At 43.9% G+C, this 16,686-nt stretch carries 17 protein-coding genes and 9 tRNA genes; 20 read left to right on the forward strand and 6 right to left on the reverse strand.

The genetic code is table 11. From position 1 onward, the window contains the following. Positions 1-12 precede the first annotated feature (12 nt). From Vgang_RS09605 to Vgang_RS09615, 3 genes are read right to left on the reverse strand one after another with little or no spacing between them, the layout of a single operon-like run. On the reverse strand, positions 13-438 hold the full coding sequence (locus Vgang_RS09605) for a DUF3293 domain-containing protein (protein ID WP_105900844.1): 426 nt from the start codon (positions 436-438) through the stop codon (positions 13-15). 18 nt (positions 439-456) lie between these two features. Continuing rightward, positions 457-1,563 carry a PilT/PilU family type 4a pilus ATPase gene (locus tag Vgang_RS09610; protein WP_105900843.1) on the reverse strand — a complete coding sequence of 369 codons (1,107 nt, stop codon included), beginning with the start codon at positions 1,561-1,563 and terminating at the stop codon, positions 457-459. Positions 1,564-1,592: 29 nt separating this feature from the next. Beyond that, on the reverse strand, positions 1,593-2,630 hold the full coding sequence (locus Vgang_RS09615; protein ID WP_105900842.1) for a type IV pilus twitching motility protein PilT: 1,038 nt from the start codon (positions 2,628-2,630) through the stop codon (positions 1,593-1,595). A 25-nt stretch (positions 2,631-2,655) separates the two neighbouring features. Here Vgang_RS09615 and Vgang_RS09620 point away from each other — a divergent pair, with 25 nt between their 5' ends. The 7 genes from Vgang_RS09620 to hemW all read left to right on the forward strand — a co-directional run bounded on the left by Vgang_RS09620 (position 2,656) and on the right by hemW (position 7,487). Continuing rightward, on the forward strand, positions 2,656-3,372 hold the full coding sequence (locus Vgang_RS09620; protein WP_105900841.1) for a YggS family pyridoxal phosphate-dependent enzyme: 717 nt from the start codon (positions 2,656-2,658) through the stop codon (positions 3,370-3,372). Between the two features lie 134 nt (positions 3,373-3,506). Next, complete coding sequence (proC, locus tag Vgang_RS09625; protein WP_105900840.1) at positions 3,507-4,325, forward strand: pyrroline-5-carboxylate reductase; 819 nt, start codon at positions 3,507-3,509, stop codon at positions 4,323-4,325. A 39-nt stretch (positions 4,326-4,364) separates the two neighbouring features. Then, positions 4,365-4,919 carry a YggT family protein gene (locus Vgang_RS09630; RefSeq protein ID WP_105900839.1) on the forward strand — a complete coding sequence of 185 codons (555 nt, stop codon included), beginning with the start codon at positions 4,365-4,367 and terminating at the stop codon, positions 4,917-4,919. 10 nt (positions 4,920-4,929) lie between these two features. Beyond that, on the forward strand, positions 4,930-5,244 hold the full coding sequence (yggU, locus tag Vgang_RS09635) for a DUF167 family protein YggU (protein ID WP_105900838.1): 315 nt from the start codon (positions 4,930-4,932) through the stop codon (positions 5,242-5,244). After that, entirely contained in the window at positions 5,241-5,681 is a 441-nt protein-coding gene (locus Vgang_RS09640; RefSeq protein ID WP_105900837.1) for a DUF4426 domain-containing protein, read from the forward strand. The genes yggU and Vgang_RS09640 overlap by 4 nt, the downstream gene beginning before the upstream one ends. Before the next feature lie 18 nt (positions 5,682-5,699). After that, positions 5,700-6,308, forward strand: coding sequence for an XTP/dITP diphosphatase (locus tag Vgang_RS09645; RefSeq protein ID WP_105900836.1), 609 nt, complete (start codon positions 5,700-5,702; stop codon positions 6,306-6,308). A 3-nt stretch (positions 6,309-6,311) separates the two neighbouring features. After that, a complete protein-coding gene (hemW, locus tag Vgang_RS09650) occupies positions 6,312-7,487 on the forward strand; it encodes a radical SAM family heme chaperone HemW (protein WP_170066808.1) in 1,176 nt (391 codons plus the stop codon). Between the two features lie 94 nt (positions 7,488-7,581). On the opposite strand, the gene glsB is transcribed toward hemW, so the two are convergent. Both glsB and trmB read right to left on the reverse strand, forming a co-directional pair. Next, the gene (gene glsB, locus Vgang_RS09655) at positions 7,582-8,505 is read right to left on the reverse strand and encodes a glutaminase B (RefSeq protein WP_105900834.1); all 924 of its coding nucleotides are present in this window, start codon (positions 8,503-8,505) and stop codon (positions 7,582-7,584) included. Between the two features lie 97 nt (positions 8,506-8,602). Beyond that, positions 8,603-9,322: a tRNA (guanosine(46)-N7)-methyltransferase TrmB gene (trmB, locus tag Vgang_RS09660; RefSeq protein ID WP_105900833.1), complete on the reverse strand. Its 720-nt coding sequence runs from the start codon at positions 9,320-9,322 to the stop codon at positions 8,603-8,605. 209 nt (positions 9,323-9,531) lie between these two features. Here trmB and mutY point away from each other — a divergent pair, with 209 nt between their 5' ends. The 8 genes from mutY to Vgang_RS09700 all read left to right on the forward strand — a co-directional run bounded on the left by mutY (position 9,532) and on the right by Vgang_RS09700 (position 14,764). After that, positions 9,532-10,632 carry an A/G-specific adenine glycosylase gene (gene mutY, locus Vgang_RS09665; protein ID WP_406708270.1) on the forward strand — a complete coding sequence of 367 codons (1,101 nt, stop codon included), beginning with the start codon at positions 9,532-9,534 and terminating at the stop codon, positions 10,630-10,632. Positions 10,633-10,641: 9 nt separating this feature from the next. Further along, entirely contained in the window at positions 10,642-10,914 is a 273-nt protein-coding gene (locus Vgang_RS09670; RefSeq protein WP_105900832.1) for an oxidative damage protection protein, read from the forward strand. Positions 10,915-11,107: 193 nt separating this feature from the next. After that, on the forward strand, positions 11,108-12,244 hold the full coding sequence (gene mltC / locus Vgang_RS09675; RefSeq protein WP_105900831.1) for a membrane-bound lytic murein transglycosylase MltC: 1,137 nt from the start codon (positions 11,108-11,110) through the stop codon (positions 12,242-12,244). A 170-nt stretch (positions 12,245-12,414) separates the two neighbouring features. Continuing rightward, positions 12,415-12,490, forward strand: a tRNA-Phe gene (locus Vgang_RS09680). Positions 12,491-12,548: 58 nt separating this feature from the next. Then, positions 12,549-12,624 (forward strand) — tRNA-Thr (locus Vgang_RS09685). Positions 12,625-12,630: 6 nt separating this feature from the next. Next, positions 12,631-12,706: transfer RNA gene (locus tag Vgang_RS09690), tRNA-Phe, on the forward strand. A gap of 53 nt (positions 12,707-12,759) precedes the next feature. Further along, positions 12,760-12,835: transfer RNA gene (locus Vgang_RS09695), tRNA-Asn, on the forward strand. Positions 12,836-13,141: 306 nt separating this feature from the next. Next, positions 13,142-14,764 (forward strand): lytic polysaccharide monooxygenase, encoded by a 1,623-nt coding sequence (locus Vgang_RS09700; protein WP_105903783.1) that lies wholly within the window; start codon positions 13,142-13,144, stop codon positions 14,762-14,764. Positions 14,765-14,877: 113 nt separating this feature from the next. Here the strand turns inward: Vgang_RS09700 and Vgang_RS09705 are convergent, their stop codons facing one another. Continuing rightward, positions 14,878-15,750, reverse strand: coding sequence for a polysaccharide lyase family 7 protein (locus Vgang_RS09705; protein WP_157946061.1), 873 nt, complete (start codon positions 15,748-15,750; stop codon positions 14,878-14,880). Positions 15,751-16,076: 326 nt separating this feature from the next. Between Vgang_RS09705 and Vgang_RS09710 the strand changes: the two genes are divergently transcribed. The 5 genes from Vgang_RS09710 to Vgang_RS09730 all read left to right on the forward strand — a co-directional run bounded on the left by Vgang_RS09710 (position 16,077) and on the right by Vgang_RS09730 (position 16,617). After that, a tRNA-Phe gene (locus Vgang_RS09710) sits at positions 16,077-16,152 on the forward strand. A 55-nt stretch (positions 16,153-16,207) separates the two neighbouring features. Further along, positions 16,208-16,283, forward strand: a tRNA-Thr gene (locus Vgang_RS09715). Between the two features lie 34 nt (positions 16,284-16,317). Beyond that, positions 16,318-16,393 (forward strand) — tRNA-Asn (locus Vgang_RS09720). A gap of 38 nt (positions 16,394-16,431) precedes the next feature. Beyond that, a tRNA-Thr gene (locus tag Vgang_RS09725) sits at positions 16,432-16,507 on the forward strand. A 34-nt stretch (positions 16,508-16,541) separates the two neighbouring features. Next, a tRNA-Asn gene (locus tag Vgang_RS09730) sits at positions 16,542-16,617 on the forward strand. Positions 16,618-16,686: the final 69 nt, after the last annotated feature.

Here is a 16,686-nt window from a genome sequence, read left to right on the forward strand (position 1 = left end):
AACTAAGGTTAATTAAACCAGTTTGATCAGGTTGGGCGGGATGTCTCGTCCAACATCACCAAAAACAATGGCATTTTGCTGATACTTCTCCCCCAGCGCTTTTGCCCGTTCCAAATCAATATTGGCAATAAAGAATCCGTATTCGGTATCCCAATCAGAATCAGGGCTTGGAATACCGTCGCCAGAACCGATCATAAAACCGAGTTCCGTCAGTTCTTGTTGTAGCTTTTGGTTGGCTAGCTGATTATCTGCTTCGGTCGTGGTGTTATAGGAAAACGGATTAAAGGCGGTAATGATCGCCCATTGCCCTATTCCCGATGCTTGGCAAAAAATCTCGAATTCAGAATGATGGTGGTCAATTTTCAAATCAAATTGACGCCCTCCTACAGCCACTTGATAGGTGGTTTTTTCATATTGATGTACGAGATCTTGATCCATAATCAATTATCCTCAGAGCTATAAATCGATTTTAATGTCTTTTAACTTACTAGTTTCAAAGCTCGAGCCAGTACCAGAAGACTTCAACATCATACGCAAATCATTGGCAGAATCTGCGCAATGCATCGCATCATCCAAGGTGATTTTATCTTGCTGTAATAAATTAAATAACGCTTGGTCAAAGGTCTGCATACCTGATTCATTTGAACGCATCATGGTTGTTTTCAACTCATGCAATTCACCACGGCGAATCAAATCCGACACCCTAGGTGTATTAAGTAAGACTTCAAATACCCCGTGACGACCATTGTCATTTTTATCTCGCACTAATTGCTGAGCGACCACACCTTTTAAGTTTAGTGATAAATCAAACAAGAATTGCTCTTTTTGCTCTTTCGGCACTAAATGCAAAATACGTTCAAGCGCTTGGTTGGCGTTGTTGGCGTGCAAGGTCGCCATACATAAATGCCCCGTTTCCGCAAAGGTCATGGCGTATTCCATGGTTTCACGGTTACGAATTTCACCAATCAAAATCATATCTGGCGCTTGGCGTAATGAATTTTTCAACGCAATTTCATAGCTTTCTGTATCAAGCCCCACTTCACGTTGTGTGACGATGCATTTTTTATGCTCATGCACAAATTCAATGGGGTCCTCTACCGTCAAAATATGGCCGGTTTGAGTTAAGTTACGATACCCTGTCATCGCCGCCATCGACGTTGATTTACCCGAACCGGTCGCCCCAACCACCAGCACTAAACCACGTTTGGCACTAGCCAGATCTTTCAGTACTTCGGGTAGGCTCAGCTCTTCCATCGTAGGAATGCGCGTTTCAATGCGACGAATCACCGCACCAGGTAATTCTCGTTGGAAAAAGGCACTGACACGAAAGCGTCCACTAGAACTTACAATGGCAAAGTTCGCTTCATGGGTTGTTTGAAATTCGGCTTGTCGCTCAGCATCCATCATTTCAAATAACAGAGCTTCTACCCCACTACGATCTAAAGGCTCACCATGTGCTTTAAGCTCGCCATTAATGCGATATAAACATGGTGCATCAACCGTTAAATAAATATCCGATGCTTTCGAAGACACCATGATTTCTAATACTTGAGACAACTGCATTACGATTCCTATTTATTCTGACTGAGCCATTAGTATGGAGAGGCCATCGTTTCAATTTTGGTTTCAACTTCTTCTTTTTCCACCAAACCTTGCAGCAATAGCTGACGTGCGGCTTGCTCCATGGTTTGCATACCAATTGACGAGCCCGTTTGGATCATCGATAGCATTTGCGCCACTTTATCTTCACGGATCAGGTTACGAATCGCAGGGGTGGCAATCATCACTTCATGGCAGGCTACACGGCCTTTATCACTGCGCTTTAACAGTTTTTGAGCAATAACCGCACGTAAAGATTCAGACAACATCGAACGCACCATGTCTTTATCCGCCCCTGGGAACACATCAATAATACGGTCGATGGTTTTAGCCGCCGAACTGGTATGCAAAGTACCAAACACCAAGTGACCCGTTTCCGCTGCAGTTAAAGCTAGGCTAATGGTTTCTTTATCACGTAGCTCACCCACCAAAATCACATCAGGGTCTTCACGCAAAGCCGAACGTAACGAGGCTTCAAAGCTATGGGTATCACGATGAACTTCACGCTGGTTTACCAAGCACTTATAGCTGGTATGAGTAAATTCGATAGGATCTTCAATGGTTAAGATATGTTTTTTATGGTGCTTATTGATGTAATCAACCATCGCCGCCAAGGTCGTGGATTTACCCGATCCGGTTGGGCCAGTGACTAACACTAAGCCTTTTTCATAATTGGAAATTTTTTCAAAGATTTCTGGCGCATCAATGTCTTCAAACGAAGGAATGATCATTGGGATGGTACGAAAAACCGCTGCGCAACCACGAGACTGGTTAAACACATTGACACGAAAACGGCCCACATTAGGTAGTTCAAACGAAAAGTCGATTTCAAGCTTTTCTTCAAATTCACTACGCTGAGCATCATTCATAATATCGAACACCAAAGCATGAACATCAGAATGGCTAAATGCTTCCATATCTAACTTTCTTACATCGCCATCAATGCGTAACATGGGAGGCACACCTGCAGAAAGATGTAGATCTGATGCATTATGCTTTACACTAAAATCCAATAACTCAGCGATGTCCATTTAAATTCCTTATCGAAGAAAAACTATGATGTGTTCTGATAAAAATAGTATTCAACAAAACCTTGAACAAATCCGACAGCAAATTCGAGCGGCAGAACAACAATACTCCCGCCATTCTAACTCAGTACAGCTACTTGCAGTGAGCAAAACTAAGCCAATTGAAGCAATAAAACAGGCGATTGACGCAGGTCAAACCCAGTTCGGCGAAAATTACGTTCAAGAAGGCGTTGATAAAATTCAATACTTTGCTCAACACTATAACCACAGCGAACTCGAATGGCACTTTATTGGCCCAATTCAATCCAATAAAACTCGACCTATCGCAGAAAACTTCGACTGGGTTCACTCGATTGATCGTGAAAAAATTGCTCAGCGTCTCAATGATCAACGTCCTGCCGAGTTACCTCCTTTACAAGTACTGATTCAAGTCAATACCAGTGGTGAAGCCAGCAAATCCGGCATTCAGCAAGACGAAGTTTTTGCTTTGGCAGAGTTGATAAATCGCTTGCCGAACCTCACATTAAGAGGGTTGATGTCGATACCTGAAAACGTTTCAGACCATCAGTCTCAACTGGCAGCTTTCAATCAATTGGCTGAAATTCAAAGTAAATTGCACGCCCTTTATCCGCAAATGGATACGTTATCGATGGGAATGAGCGGTGATATGCCAGCGGCGATTGAAGCAGGCAGCACTATGGTTCGTATCGGTACCGCGATTTTTGGTGCCCGTGATTACCGCTAGCTCGCGTTGAGCTGGATATAATTCACTTTAAAACGTAACAAGGCTTTCGTTTTGCGTGAAAATTCAAAACGCTAGCGAACAGATTCGATATAATGGCGAGCAAATGGATTTGCCAAGATTAAAGGATAGACGACATGGAACAACGTAAAATCAGCTTCATCGGCTCAGGCAATATGGCACGCTCAATATTCGCAGGCATGCTATCAAGTGGTTATAAAGCCGGAAATATTACTGCCACAGGACGTGATACAAACAAGCTGAAAAATTTATCTGACTGTTATGGTATCCATACCACTACGGATAATATCGCAGCAGTGGAAAGCGCAGATGTAGTGATTTTATCGGTGAAACCACAAATGATGGCCGATGTGTGTGCGGACTTTCAATCATTGGATTTAAGCAATAAGTTGATCATTTCTATCGCAGCAGGTATCTCAGCAAGCCGTTTAAATGACATGCTCGGCCAGCAAGTACAATTAGTCCGCGTCATGCCAAATACCCCATCATTGGTTGGCAAAGGCATGAGTGGTTTATACGCCACCGATACCGTATCGGAAGACGACAAAGATTTCGCTGGCGATTTAATGTCGGCAGTCGGTGAGATTTGTTGGGTAGATGAAGAATCTGGCATCAACAATATCATTGCAGCCGCGGGCAGTGCGCCAGCCTACTTCTTCTTGTTTATGGAAGCGATGCAAAAAGAAGCCATGGCGCAAGGCTTCAATCAAGACACCGCGCGTTTATTAGTCCAACAAGCGGCATTAGGTGCTGCGGAAATGGTAGTGGCGAATCCTGAGCTGGATTTATCCACCTTACGTGAACAAGTAACATCAAAAGGTGGCACCACAGCCGAAGCCATTCGTACTTTTAATGAACATCATCTCTCAGACATCGTAGCTAAAGCGATGCAAGCTGCAGTAAACCGAGCGGAAGAGATGGAAAAACTGATTTAATTTTTAGACTTAAGTTTACTCATTACAAGGTTTCAACACATGAACTCAATGACTTTTTTAGTTTCAACCGTATTCGACCTCTACATCATGGTCGTGATTTTACGAGTCTGGCTACAGCTGGCTCGCGCAGATTTTTACAATCCATTTTCACAATTTGTCGTCAAAGCGACTCAGCCGGTCGTTGCCCCATTACGCCGCGTGATCCCATCTGTGGGCAATATTGATTTAGCCACGGTGCTGTTTGCTTATGCATTGAGCGTATTAAAATTTGTCTGCCTGATTCTAATTTCAAATGGCAGCTTGGTATTCAGCGCTAGCTTCTTAATGTTTGGCGCTTTGGCACTGATTAAAGCAGCTGGTGGGTTACTATTCTGGATTTTATTGATCCGCGCGATCTTAAGCTGGGTAAGCCAAGGTCGTAGCCCTGTTGAGTATGTGATGGTGCAATTAACTGAGCCAATGCTATCTCCAATTCGCCGTCTTTTACCTCCAATGGGCGGATTTGATTTCAGTTTATTAGTGCTATTTTTGGTGCTGCAATTTGCTAACTACCTAATGGGCGATTTAATTGGCCCGATTTGGTATCAGCTATAATTTCACTGACATGAATCATCTTATTCAACGCGCAGGAGACGATTTGCTCCTGCGCGTTTATATTCAGCCTAAAGCCAGTCGGGATGCCATCATCGGGCAGCATGGCGATGAATTAAAAATTGCCATTACCGCTCCGCCCATAGACGGCAAAGCCAATGCCTATTTGAGCAAATATTTAGCCAAGCAGTTCAAAGTCGCCAAAGGCAATGTCAACATTGAAAAAGGTGAGCTAGGCAGGCACAAAACGATTCGAATCATATCGCCGACGCAAATTCCAGCAGAGGTTGAGGCTTTACTGTCAAACAATGAAAGGATTAACCAATGAAAAAATGGATTACATCAAGTTTGATCATCGTCTCCGCGTTGCTCGCATCACCAAGCTACGCCGAACAATTTAAAACCATTAAAAATAGTCAAATTCATTATTCTGCGTTTAATTCCGCCATGCTCACACCAGAAGTAGCAAGACAATATAAATTAAAACGCAATGGGTACTCGGCTATTTTAAACGTGAGCGTATTGGATACCAGTAAGCTCGGTACTCCCGCAGTGGATGCCAAGATTTCAGGTAGTAGTAAAAACTTGCTCGGGCAAACACGCCAGTTAACCTTTAAACAAGTCAAAGAAGGTGACGCTATTTATTATCTGGCAGAGTTTCCAATCACCAACGAAGAACAGCTCACCTTTAACATTGATGTGGACGCCGGCCAAGTAGGCAGTGGCCCATTCAGTTTTCATCAGACCTTTTATGTCGAAGAATAATTTACTTAGAGAAATCCCATGAAAAAACTCGTATTAGCCACAGGCAACCAAGGCAAAGTCAAAGAAATGGCAGACTTACTGGCTGATTTTGGTTTCAATGTTGAAGCGCAAAGCCAGTACAACGTATCGGATGTGGCCGAAACCGGCACCACCTTTATTGAGAACGCCATTATTAAAGCTCGCCATGCGGCTAAAGAAACCGGCCTTTCAGCCATTGCCGATGACTCAGGGTTAGAAGTCGATTATCTAAAAGGTGCACCAGGTATTTATTCAGCACGCTTTTCTGGTGAAGGTGCGACCGATCAAAAAAATCTCGAAAAGCTGCTGACTGAAATGCAAGGCGTTCCAAGTGAACAACGCACCGCCCGCTTTCATTGCGTCCTGGTGTTAATGCGCCATGAAAACGATTCGACGCCTTTGGTTTGTCACGGCCAATGGGAAGGCAAAATCTTAGAACAAGCACAAGGTGACAACGGCTTTGGTTATGATCCGGTATTTTGGGTTCCGGAAGAAAATTGCTCTTCCGCACAACTAGAACCGGCGCGTAAAAAACAATTGTCGCATCGTGGCAAAGCGCTCAAAAAGCTGTTTGCGGCATTGGCTGATTCACCTCAATTTACCGCATAAGGGATGCCAGTGTTAACGCCTCCACCGCTCAGTTTATATGTACATATTCCATGGTGTGTACAAAAGTGCCCTTATTGTGATTTTAATTCGCACGCGCAAAAAGGTGAGATCCCAGAAAGCCAATACATCGACGCTTTACTGGAAGATCTCAAAACCGATATTGAAAAGTATCAACTTGAAAATGCGCCACGATTATTGCATTCGATCTTCATCGGTGGCGGCACACCTAGCCTGATCTCGCCTCAAGAAATTGGCCGTTTATTGCGTGGCATTGAAGCGCTGCTGCCCTTTGAAGACAATATTGAAATCACCATGGAAGCCAACCCTGGCACCATTGAAGCGGAACGTTTTGCCCAATTTCAAACCCAAGGCGTCAACCGAATCTCCATCGGCGTACAAAGTTTTGAGCAAGAAAAACTGCAAGCGCTAGGCAGAATTCACGGCCAACAAGAAGCCATTAATGCCGCAAAACTGGCGCATCAAATTGGCCTAAAAAGCTTTAACCTCGATTTAATGCACGGCTTGCCGAATCAAACCCAAGCACAAGCCTTGGCCGACCTTGATAAAGCGATTGAACTCGACCCGTATCATTTATCTTGGTATCAGCTCACTATTGAACCAAATACGCTGTTTTATTCCAAGCCGCCCATTCTGCCGGATGATGATGATTTGTGGGATATTTTTGAGCAAGGTCACCAGCGATTAACGGAAGCAGGTTACGTGCAATATGAAATTTCTGGCTACAGCAAACCGGGCTACCAATGTCGTCATAATTTGAATTATTGGCATTTTGGTGACTACTTAGGGATTGGCTGCGGTTCACACGGCAAATTAAGCTTTGCCGATGGACGCATTGTGCGCACCACCAAAGTGAAGCACCCTCGTGGTTATTTGGCCGCTTTGAATAATTTGGTTAAGCCTTACTTAGACAATGAAACCCAAGTTGAAAGTGAAGATCGACCATTTGAATATTTCATGAATCGTTTCCGCTTAATTGAAGCTTGTCCTAAAGCGGAATTTATTCAGCGTACTGGTCTCAAGCTGGATGATATTGACGGCCCTATTTCGCAAGCCAAGCTACAAGGTTTTATCACAGAAAGTGACAGCCACTGGCAAGTGACGCAAAAAGGTAAGCTGTTCTTTAACGATCTGATTGAATTGTTTGTCGAAGAAGAATAAAAAACGAATCTCGTTTCTCGAACGCTTTGCTTCTCGTCGCTTGAAGGTCCTATCGAGCGACGAGTACCGAGATTCCGATTGACCGTACGTCTCTTTAAAATATCGACCGACCTAACTCCGTCGACAATATTTCCAACGCCGCTGTACCGGCTAGCGAGTTACCGGATTTATCCAACTCTGGCGACCACACCGAAATACTCATCTCACCCGGGATCACAGCAATAATGCCGCCGCCAACACCTGATTTGCCCGGCATGCCAACCCGAAACGCAAATTCACCAGCACCATCGTATAAGCCACAAGTCGCCAGCAATGCATTTAAACGCTTAGTTTGATTCGGCGCGATGATCTGTTTTTTAGTTTGCACCGATTGCCCTTGATTGGCGAGGTAGCTAAAAGTTTTCGCCAAATCAACACAACTCATTTTAAGTGCGCAAGCGTGGAAGTAGTTATTCAACACAGGTATCACTTCGTTTTCAAAGTTGCCAAATGAGCGCATCAAGTAGGCAATCGCGGCATTTCGGTCACTGTGCTGCATTTCAGACGCCGCCACCACTTTGTCATACACAATATGGGTGTCACCAGAAAGCTGACGAGCAAACTCAAGCAATCGCTGTCTTGGCGCAGACAGGCGTGTTTGTAGCATGTCTGCCACCACAATCGCGCCGGCATTAATAAACGGGTTACGTGGAATGCCCTGCTCAACTTCAAGCTGAATCATGGAATTGAACGCTTGGCCCGATGGCTCTTTGCCAACGCGACGCCAAATTTCTTCAGGCTGATAAATTTGCATCGCCAAGGTTAAACTCAATACTTTGGAAATGGATTGAATCGAGAAGGCTTCATCGGCATCACCGGCTTTGATCACTTGCCCATCATTGGTGTAAATCGCTATCGCCAACTTATCATTAGCAATACAGCCTAATGCCGGAATGTAATTGGCGACTTTACCTTTACCAATCAAAGGACGAACTTGCTCCAGAATATTTTCTAATAATGCTTGAGTAGGTTGCGGCATAGTATTAACAACTCCGATTTAAGGGCAAAAAAGCCAGCGGCATAGCAACTGGCTTTTAGCAATTCAGATTTTAAATGCAATAAATAATACGGATAAATTATGCGTTACGACGGTACTTGATATCCCAAACGCCGTGACCTAAACGATGACCGCGCGCTTCAAATTTAGTCAGTGGGCGTTCATCAGGACGAGGAATGTAATCGCCATCAGTGGCAATGTTTTCAAATCCTGGCGCTTCATTCATCACTTCGATCATGTGCTCAGCGTAGTTTTCCCAGTCGGTCGCCATGTGGAAAATACCTTCGCCTAGAATCAGCTTTTGACGCACCATTTCAGCAAAGCCAAGCTGAACGATACGACGTTTATGGTGACGTTTTTTATGCCATGGGTCTGGAAAGAACAGCTGTAGTGTAGTCAAGCTGCTGTCTGGGATCATGTGTTCAAACACTTCCACCGCATCGTGACACATCACGCGTAGGTTAGTCACGCCCGCTTCTTGCGCAGAAGCCAAACAAGCCCCGACACCTGGGCTGTGTACTTCAATGCCGATAAAGTTTTTTTCGGGTGCGTTTTTCGCCATTTCAACTAATGACGCGCCCATACCAAAACCGATTTCAAGTACAACAGGGTTGTTATTGCCAAACACTTGTTGCCAATCAAGACGCTGCTGAACAAAATCAATGCCCATCGTTGGCCAGCATTCTTCAATCGCTTTTTCTTGACCTTTAGTTAAGCGACCTTCACGACGAACAAAACTACGAATTCTTCGTACGATTTTGCCTTCTTCATTCACTTCGTTTGTTGTTACTTCTGCCATGTTTCTGCCTAAAGGTTGTGCCAAGTTAGTGATTGGCGTGTTCGAAAAATAGGGTGAGAATTATCCAAAGATACGCGCACGGTGCAAGCTTTTCTCACCAAAAAAGCACATTATCTCGATCTTATTTGCTCGAAAGTGAGCGAACAGTGGCCAATAGATAGTTGCAACAAAGCCCACGGTATTTACATGGTTTACTTACACCCCAAGCTATGATGCAATTCGCGCCTAATTATTATTCAAATAAAGAGCAAATCGTGAGTGCATTTTCAGACGCTATTTTAGCATGGTATGAAAAGTTCGGACGTAAAACCTTACCGTGGCAGCAAGAGAAAACGGCCTATAAAGTTTGGTTGTCTGAAATCATGTTACAGCAAACTCAAGTCACTACTGTTATTCCCTATTTCGAGCGTTTTTTACAGCGATTTCCAACAATCATTGAGCTCGCCAATGGTCATCAAGATGAAGTGTTGCATCTGTGGACTGGCCTTGGCTACTACGCTCGTGCGCGCAATTTACATAAAGCAGCCCAAATTGTAGCCCGTGACTACTCAGGTGAATTTCCAACTAATATTGAGCAATTAAATGCACTGCCCGGCATTGGCCGATCTACCGCCGCTGCGATTTTGTCATCCGTGTATAAACTGCCTCATGCCATTTTAGATGGTAACGTTAAGCGCACTCTAGCGCGCAGCTTTGCCGTAGAGGGTTGGCCTGGGCAAAAAAGCGTTGAGAATCAATTGTGGCAAATTGCTGAAACCCACACACCTGAGCAGGATGTCGATAAATACAATCAAGCTATGATGGATATGGGGGCGCTGGTTTGTACGCGTAGTAAGCCCAAATGCGATTTATGCCCGGTTGAATTTATGTGCCAAGCCAAAGCACAGCAGCGCCAACTGGACTTCCCGGGTAAAAAGCCGAAAAAAGAAAAACCGGTCAAAGAAACCTGGTTTGCGATGTTGTATCACGACGATCAAGTGTGGCTAGAGCAGCGCCCTCAAGTGGGTATTTGGGGCGGGTTGTTTTGCTTTCCTCAGCATGAGAACCAACACATTGAACAGCTATTCGATCAGCGAGCGATAAAAGAAAATATGGTCGACGATATACGCATACTCACCGCGTTTCGTCATACTTTTAGCCATTATCATCTCGATATCACGCCAATTTTAGTAAAATTAAACCAACAACCGAGTTTGGTGATGGAAGGCCAACAAGGTCTTTGGTATAACTTATCTCAACCGAAAGAAGTGGGGCTTGCGGCACCAGTGAAACAACTGCTGCACAGCCTACCTTACGAACTGAATGATTAAGGAGCTCCCATGAGCCGTACTGTAAATTGTGTTTTCTTAAATAAGGAAGCCGAAGGATTAGATTTTCAACTTTACCCTGGCGATCTTGGTAAACGTATTTTCGACAACATCAGTAAAGAAGCTTGGGCGCAGTGGCAACACAAACAAACCATGCTGATCAATGAAAAGAAATTGAACATGATGGATCCAGAGCATCGTAAACTGCTTGAGACAGAAATGGTCAGTTTCTTATTTGAAGGTAAAGACATCGTTATTGATGGCTACACTCCACCAAGTGAATAGTTATACGCCACCGAGTGAATAACTGGTGATCAACAATTAATTCGGTATAATTCCGTCTAATTGTCGCACAGGCATTGAGGTTTTTTTTAGCTACCAATTAAGGCTAACTAAAAACCAATCAATGCCTGTTTTGTTTTTAGCAAAGCTAGATGTGTCCTTTCTGGTTTGCCAATACTGAATCAAAACTCCTCTGATGAAAAAGAAAAGCTGGCTCTTTATTATTTGTTGTTTGCTGCTAAGTGGCTGTAGCCGTGAATTTATTGAAAGCGTCTACGATGTCGACTACACGCCGACGAACCGCTTTGCAAAGAATCTCGCTCCGCTTCCGGGCCAATTTGCTAAAGATACCGCGGCATTAGACAGTTTAATGAATCAGTTTTCAGGTCAAGTTGCCAATAAATGGGGGCAAGACAATATCAAGATGGCGGGAGCTAAGACCTACGTGAAATACACCGATGGCTATCTAAACCGCGCCGATATTGACTTTGACAATGGCACCGTGACGGTAGAAACCATTGCCCCAACCGAACCTAAAGAGCACTTAAAGCGCGCTATCGTCACTACCCTACTGACTCCTAATAATCCTGCTAATGTCGATTTATTTTCATCCAAAGAAATCGCCATGGGCGGTAAACCGTTTTTGTCCGATCAGGTGGTCGATCAAAATGGTCAATCCATTCAGTGGTCGTGGCGTGCCAATCAATTTGCAGATTACTTAATCAAAAACAAGCTACAAACTCGCACGGTGGATTATAAGAAATCCTACTTTGTCACCATCCCTATGGTACAAAACCACGCAAAATTACGTAGCTATCAATACGCAGACATCGTACGTAAAGCCTCTAAGCAATATGGTATTCCTGAAGATTTAATTTACGCCATCATTAAAACCGAAAGTAGCTTTAACCCGTACGCGGTCAGTTGGGCAAACGCCTATGGCTTAATGCAAGTGGTGCCTAAAACGGCAGGTCACGATGTATTTAACTTAGTCAAAGGCAGATCAGGCATGCCAACACCTAAGTATTTATATAATCCAGCGAATAATATAGACACAGGTGTCGCCTACTTTTACTTGCTGAAAACTCGTTACTTGAAAGGGATACAAAACAGCACATCCATGCAATACAGTATGATTTCAGCCTATAACGGCGGCTCTGGAGGCGTGTTTAATACGTTTGGTGGCGGTAAGACATCGGCGATTAATGACATCAACAGCCTACAAACAAGCCAAGTTTACTGGGCATTAACGAAAAAGCACCCGAATGCGGAATCTCGACGCTACTTAGAAAAAGTAACCGCTTACCAAAAAGAGTTTCACAATATGAAATAATGGCTGACTGTCGATACACACCCATAACATTGGTTTTGTAAGCAAAGTGTTGCATTAATCAGCAAAATCACGTTTTTTGTTTAAATAGACAGCAAATAGACCTTTTTTTCATATTTTTTGCAAAAACAAGTTGACGGTTGCAATGAAAATCCGTTTAATAGCGCTCCGTTGCCCGGATAGCTCAGTCGGTAGAGCAGAGGATTGAAAATCCTCGTGTCGGTGGTTCGATTCCGCCTCCGGGCACCACAATTTAGATTGTTGGTGTTCAATTTGATTCAACATCAATAAGCAATAAATACAGTGTGCCGACTTAGCTCAGTAGGTAGAGCAACTGACTTGTAATCAGTAGGTCACCAGTTCGATTCCGGTAGTCGGCACCATTTATTGCCTCGATAGCTCAGTCGGTAGAGCAGAGGATTGAAAATCCTCGTGTCGGTGGTTCGATTCCGCCTCGAGGCACCATTATTTAGTTATCGACTGAACGACTTAATTGCGTTTAGCGTGACAAGAATAATTCCCCCTTAGTTCAGTCGGTAGAACGGCGGACTGTTAATCCGTATGTCGCAAGTTCAAGTCTTGCAGGGGGAGCCACTTTAAGAAAGCCTCATCAGATGATGAGGCTTTTTTTATCTCCATTTTTCTTATCCCATAATTCAACTTTCAGTAATTGCTAACCTCAACACCCAGTTTTACGTCAACTTTTGGTTAATTACCTCATCTTTACAATCGAACACACATTTCTTGTGCGGTTAATGAAATTCACTGATAATTTATTGGAAATGGAATTAAAACTAACAATTCTTTATTCTAAATTTCCTGCTATCAAGACCACACTCCATTGGCATTTAAACCGCGAGGCTTCACTGCCACGCATTTATTCAAACAATGGAGATGTGCATGAAACGCAAACTTACACTCGCCCCACTCTCCTTATCTTCGGCGGGCTTAGGACTCACTTTACTCTCGAGCCTAGCGCAAGCGCATGGTTACCTAGATTACCCTGCCGCACGCCAACAAATCTGTGATATGGATGGTGGCTATTGGGATTCGTATGATGGCAGCACCATTCCGAATGCCGCTTGTCGCGCTGCATTTTTAGAGTCCAGCTGGACACCGTTTGTCCAAAAACCAGAATTTTCCACCTTAGTCGCCAATTACAATAACCAAGCGGCTGTGGAAGTGGCCATTCCTGACGGGCAACTTTGTTCGGCAGGCGATAACGCCAAGCACGGTATTGATTTACCTTCACCGGATTGGCAAAAAACCAAAGTCGACCTCAGCAACAATGGCAAGATCACTCTACAATATCGCGCCAATACTCCGCATAACCCAAGCTTTTGGAAAGTCTACCTAAGTAAACCAAGCTATGACTCCGCCACCATGCCACTGGCTTGGAGTGATCTCGATTTAATCGCTGAGTTTGGCAATCTATCGACCGTTGATCTTAATGGCCTCAAATATTATCAAATGGAAGTCACCTTACCGACCGATCGCACAGGAGATGCCATCATCTATACTCGTTGGCAGCGTCAAGATCCGGCTGGCGAAGGTTTCTACAACTGTAGTGATATTACCTTCGGAGGAAATGATGGTGGCAGCAACCCAGACAATCCACTTGATGCTTGGGTCAGCAGCGGAAACTTCCTAGCTTCAACCTTAGATGCTAACCAAGGTGATACCGTTTGGTTTAGAATTTTTGATGCCAATGGCAATGAAGTAGTATTCGATAAATTTGCTGTCGACAATGATACGGAAAGTATCTGGGGGGAATCTCTGGCCCAACATATTAATCAGCAATATTCGCAAATTGTGCAGATTGGCCTCAAAGATAATGCCCAACAAAAAATTGTCTATCAAAGCCAAGATTTATACAGCAACCTCGTCTACGTCACCAACAGTGATTATACCTACCAACTTGAAGTGAAGAGCGGTAACCAAGCGCCTGTTGTTGATGCGCCGACTACCCTTAGCGTACAAAGCGGCGCTAGCTTGGTCTTTGATGTCACTGCGACCGATGGCGACAACGACCCATTAGTATTTAGCGTCGATAAAGGTAGCATCATTGCTAAAACTGGTAATAGCATTACCGTCAACTATCAAGCGCCGAGCACTTCTGAATCTATGACCGAAAACATTACGGTTTCCGTCGGCGATGCGATCAGCACCACTAAAGCCATCATTGGCGTAACGGTGACACCCGCTGAAGATAACGGCGATGGTGGAAATAATGGTGGTGATAATAGCAATGAAACCACTTGGGATGCTTCAACCGCCTACAACACGGGTGATACGGTGATCTACGCTGGTATCACTTATACCGCCAAATGGTGGACACAGGGCGATCAACCTGACAGCTCCAATGTATGGCAAGCCGCTCAAAGCTCAGGAGATAGCGAATGGAGTAGCGACAAAGTCTATACATCAGGTGATACGGCTACCTACCAAGGTAAAACCTATAAAGCACAATGGTGGACAAAAGGTGATAATCCAACTCAAGGCGGAGCTTGGGTAGAGGTTTAATCGCTTACTTAAAGCCACTCCTCTAAAAAAGTAAAACCCCAAAAACCAAAGTAGGCCCAATCGGCCTACTTTTTCTTACCTAGCGTCTGTTGAGCTAGTAATAAATACCACAGCTACTTATTCTCAACCCAATAGCGGAGGTCTTTAAATTTCGCTAGGCTAGTACCATGGGTAAACTGATTATATACCCCAGCTTTAAAGTAACTGCTCTGCCCATCCCAATAGCTAATATCTTTCTTAAGTTTGACCACATCATTTCGCTTCACTACCAAAGTTTGCTGGCCAACAATGATTTCAAATTGACTCGATTTCCCTTCATCCCATGGTCCAAGATCATAAAAACTGTACGCTTTTTTACTGTCACAGTTAGGATCCGATGGCGTCGCATCCACACCTTTACAAATTAAAGTATTGCTTTTCACTGTCGCCCAATAATGATTTTTGATTCCCCACCGTTCTTTTTTCCAAACAATTCTTAACAATGGATGAGGAAACTGACTTTTACCATCAGAAAGCACTTCACTACTGTGGACTTGCATGTAAGTAATTTCATCTTGCTTATAATCAGATTGTGCAACCGAATCTTGGGGGTTAATCGGTTTTACCGTCGCCCGTAAGTGATAAAGCGTCGGTGTTTCAGTAGTAAAGTTATCCATAAACCGTAACTCTGCACGCTTTCTCACGCCATACATACTGAACACCAGGCTGCTATCGCTCTTATCTACGTAGAAATGTTCATTCATCACCCCCGCATACTGATTGGGTTTTGCCGCATTAGTGATGTTGCCGGGTTTACCATTGGGATCAGAAATTTGAAGCTTAGCTTGTGAGAAAATCGGTTTAAATTGCTCAAATTCATCTGGGATGGCTTTATTCTCACCGGGGATTTGCATCGCAAGCGGTAAACTTGCACTGGTGTTGCTACAAGCAGAGAGCCCTAGTAACAAGCCTGCACAAAGTAAACGACCAGCAGTCAACTTATTCATCATATTTCCTTAGTATTTTGACAGCGAAAAGCATAACTAAGCGTACGATCTGAGTGTGAGATATGCCTCCCATTTCATGATACCGACAAATATTGCCTGCGGTTTTAAGTCAAATAGACATAATGGCGTTAAATTTGGTGCAAAGCGTTATTAGATAAAGCCTACCCGCTTGGTTTCAATTAGGATTGAAGTCGGGTAAAAACTGCATTTTTTTTGAACTTAAGTGTGAATAAATACACAATTGCGACTAGAAAACGTTCAAACGAATATTTTTTTATACTTTACTGTTGACGTTAGTCACGAAAAACCGTTTAATACCCCCCGTCGCCCGGATAGCTCAGTCGGTAGAGCAGAGGATTGAAAATCCTCGTGTCGGTGGTTCGATTCCGCCTCCGGGCACCACTATTTATAGTTTGGTGTCTCACTTAGATAAGACATCAAATAAAAAATAAAGTGTGCCGACTTAGCTCAGTAGGTAGAGCAACTGACTTGTAATCAGTAGGTCACCAGTTCGATTCCGGTAGTCGGCACCATTCTTCTTTAATGTGAAGAAGTAAAACAAACAATTCCCCCTTAGTTCAGTCGGTAGAACGGCGGACTGTTAATCCGTATGTCGCAAGTTCAAGTCTTGCAGGGGGAGCCACTTTCAAGTTATTGGATAAACATCGAATAACTTAATGTGCCGACTTAGCTCAGTAGGTAGAGCAACTGACTTGTAATCAGTAGGTCACCAGTTCGATTCCGGTAGTCGGCACCATTCTTCTTAAACGTGAAGAATTAAAACAAACAATTCCCCCTTAGTTCAGTCGGTAGAACGGCGGACTGTTAATCCGTATGTCGCAAGTTCAAGTCTTGCAGGGGGAGCCACTTTCGAAAAGCCCGATCAATTTTGATCGGGCTTTTTGGTTTCTCGGTTCTCGGTTCTCGGTTCTCGGT

This window comes from Vibrio gangliei (genome assembly GCF_026001925.1).
Classification (GTDB): Bacteria; Pseudomonadota; Gammaproteobacteria; order Enterobacterales; family Vibrionaceae; genus Vibrio; species Vibrio gangliei.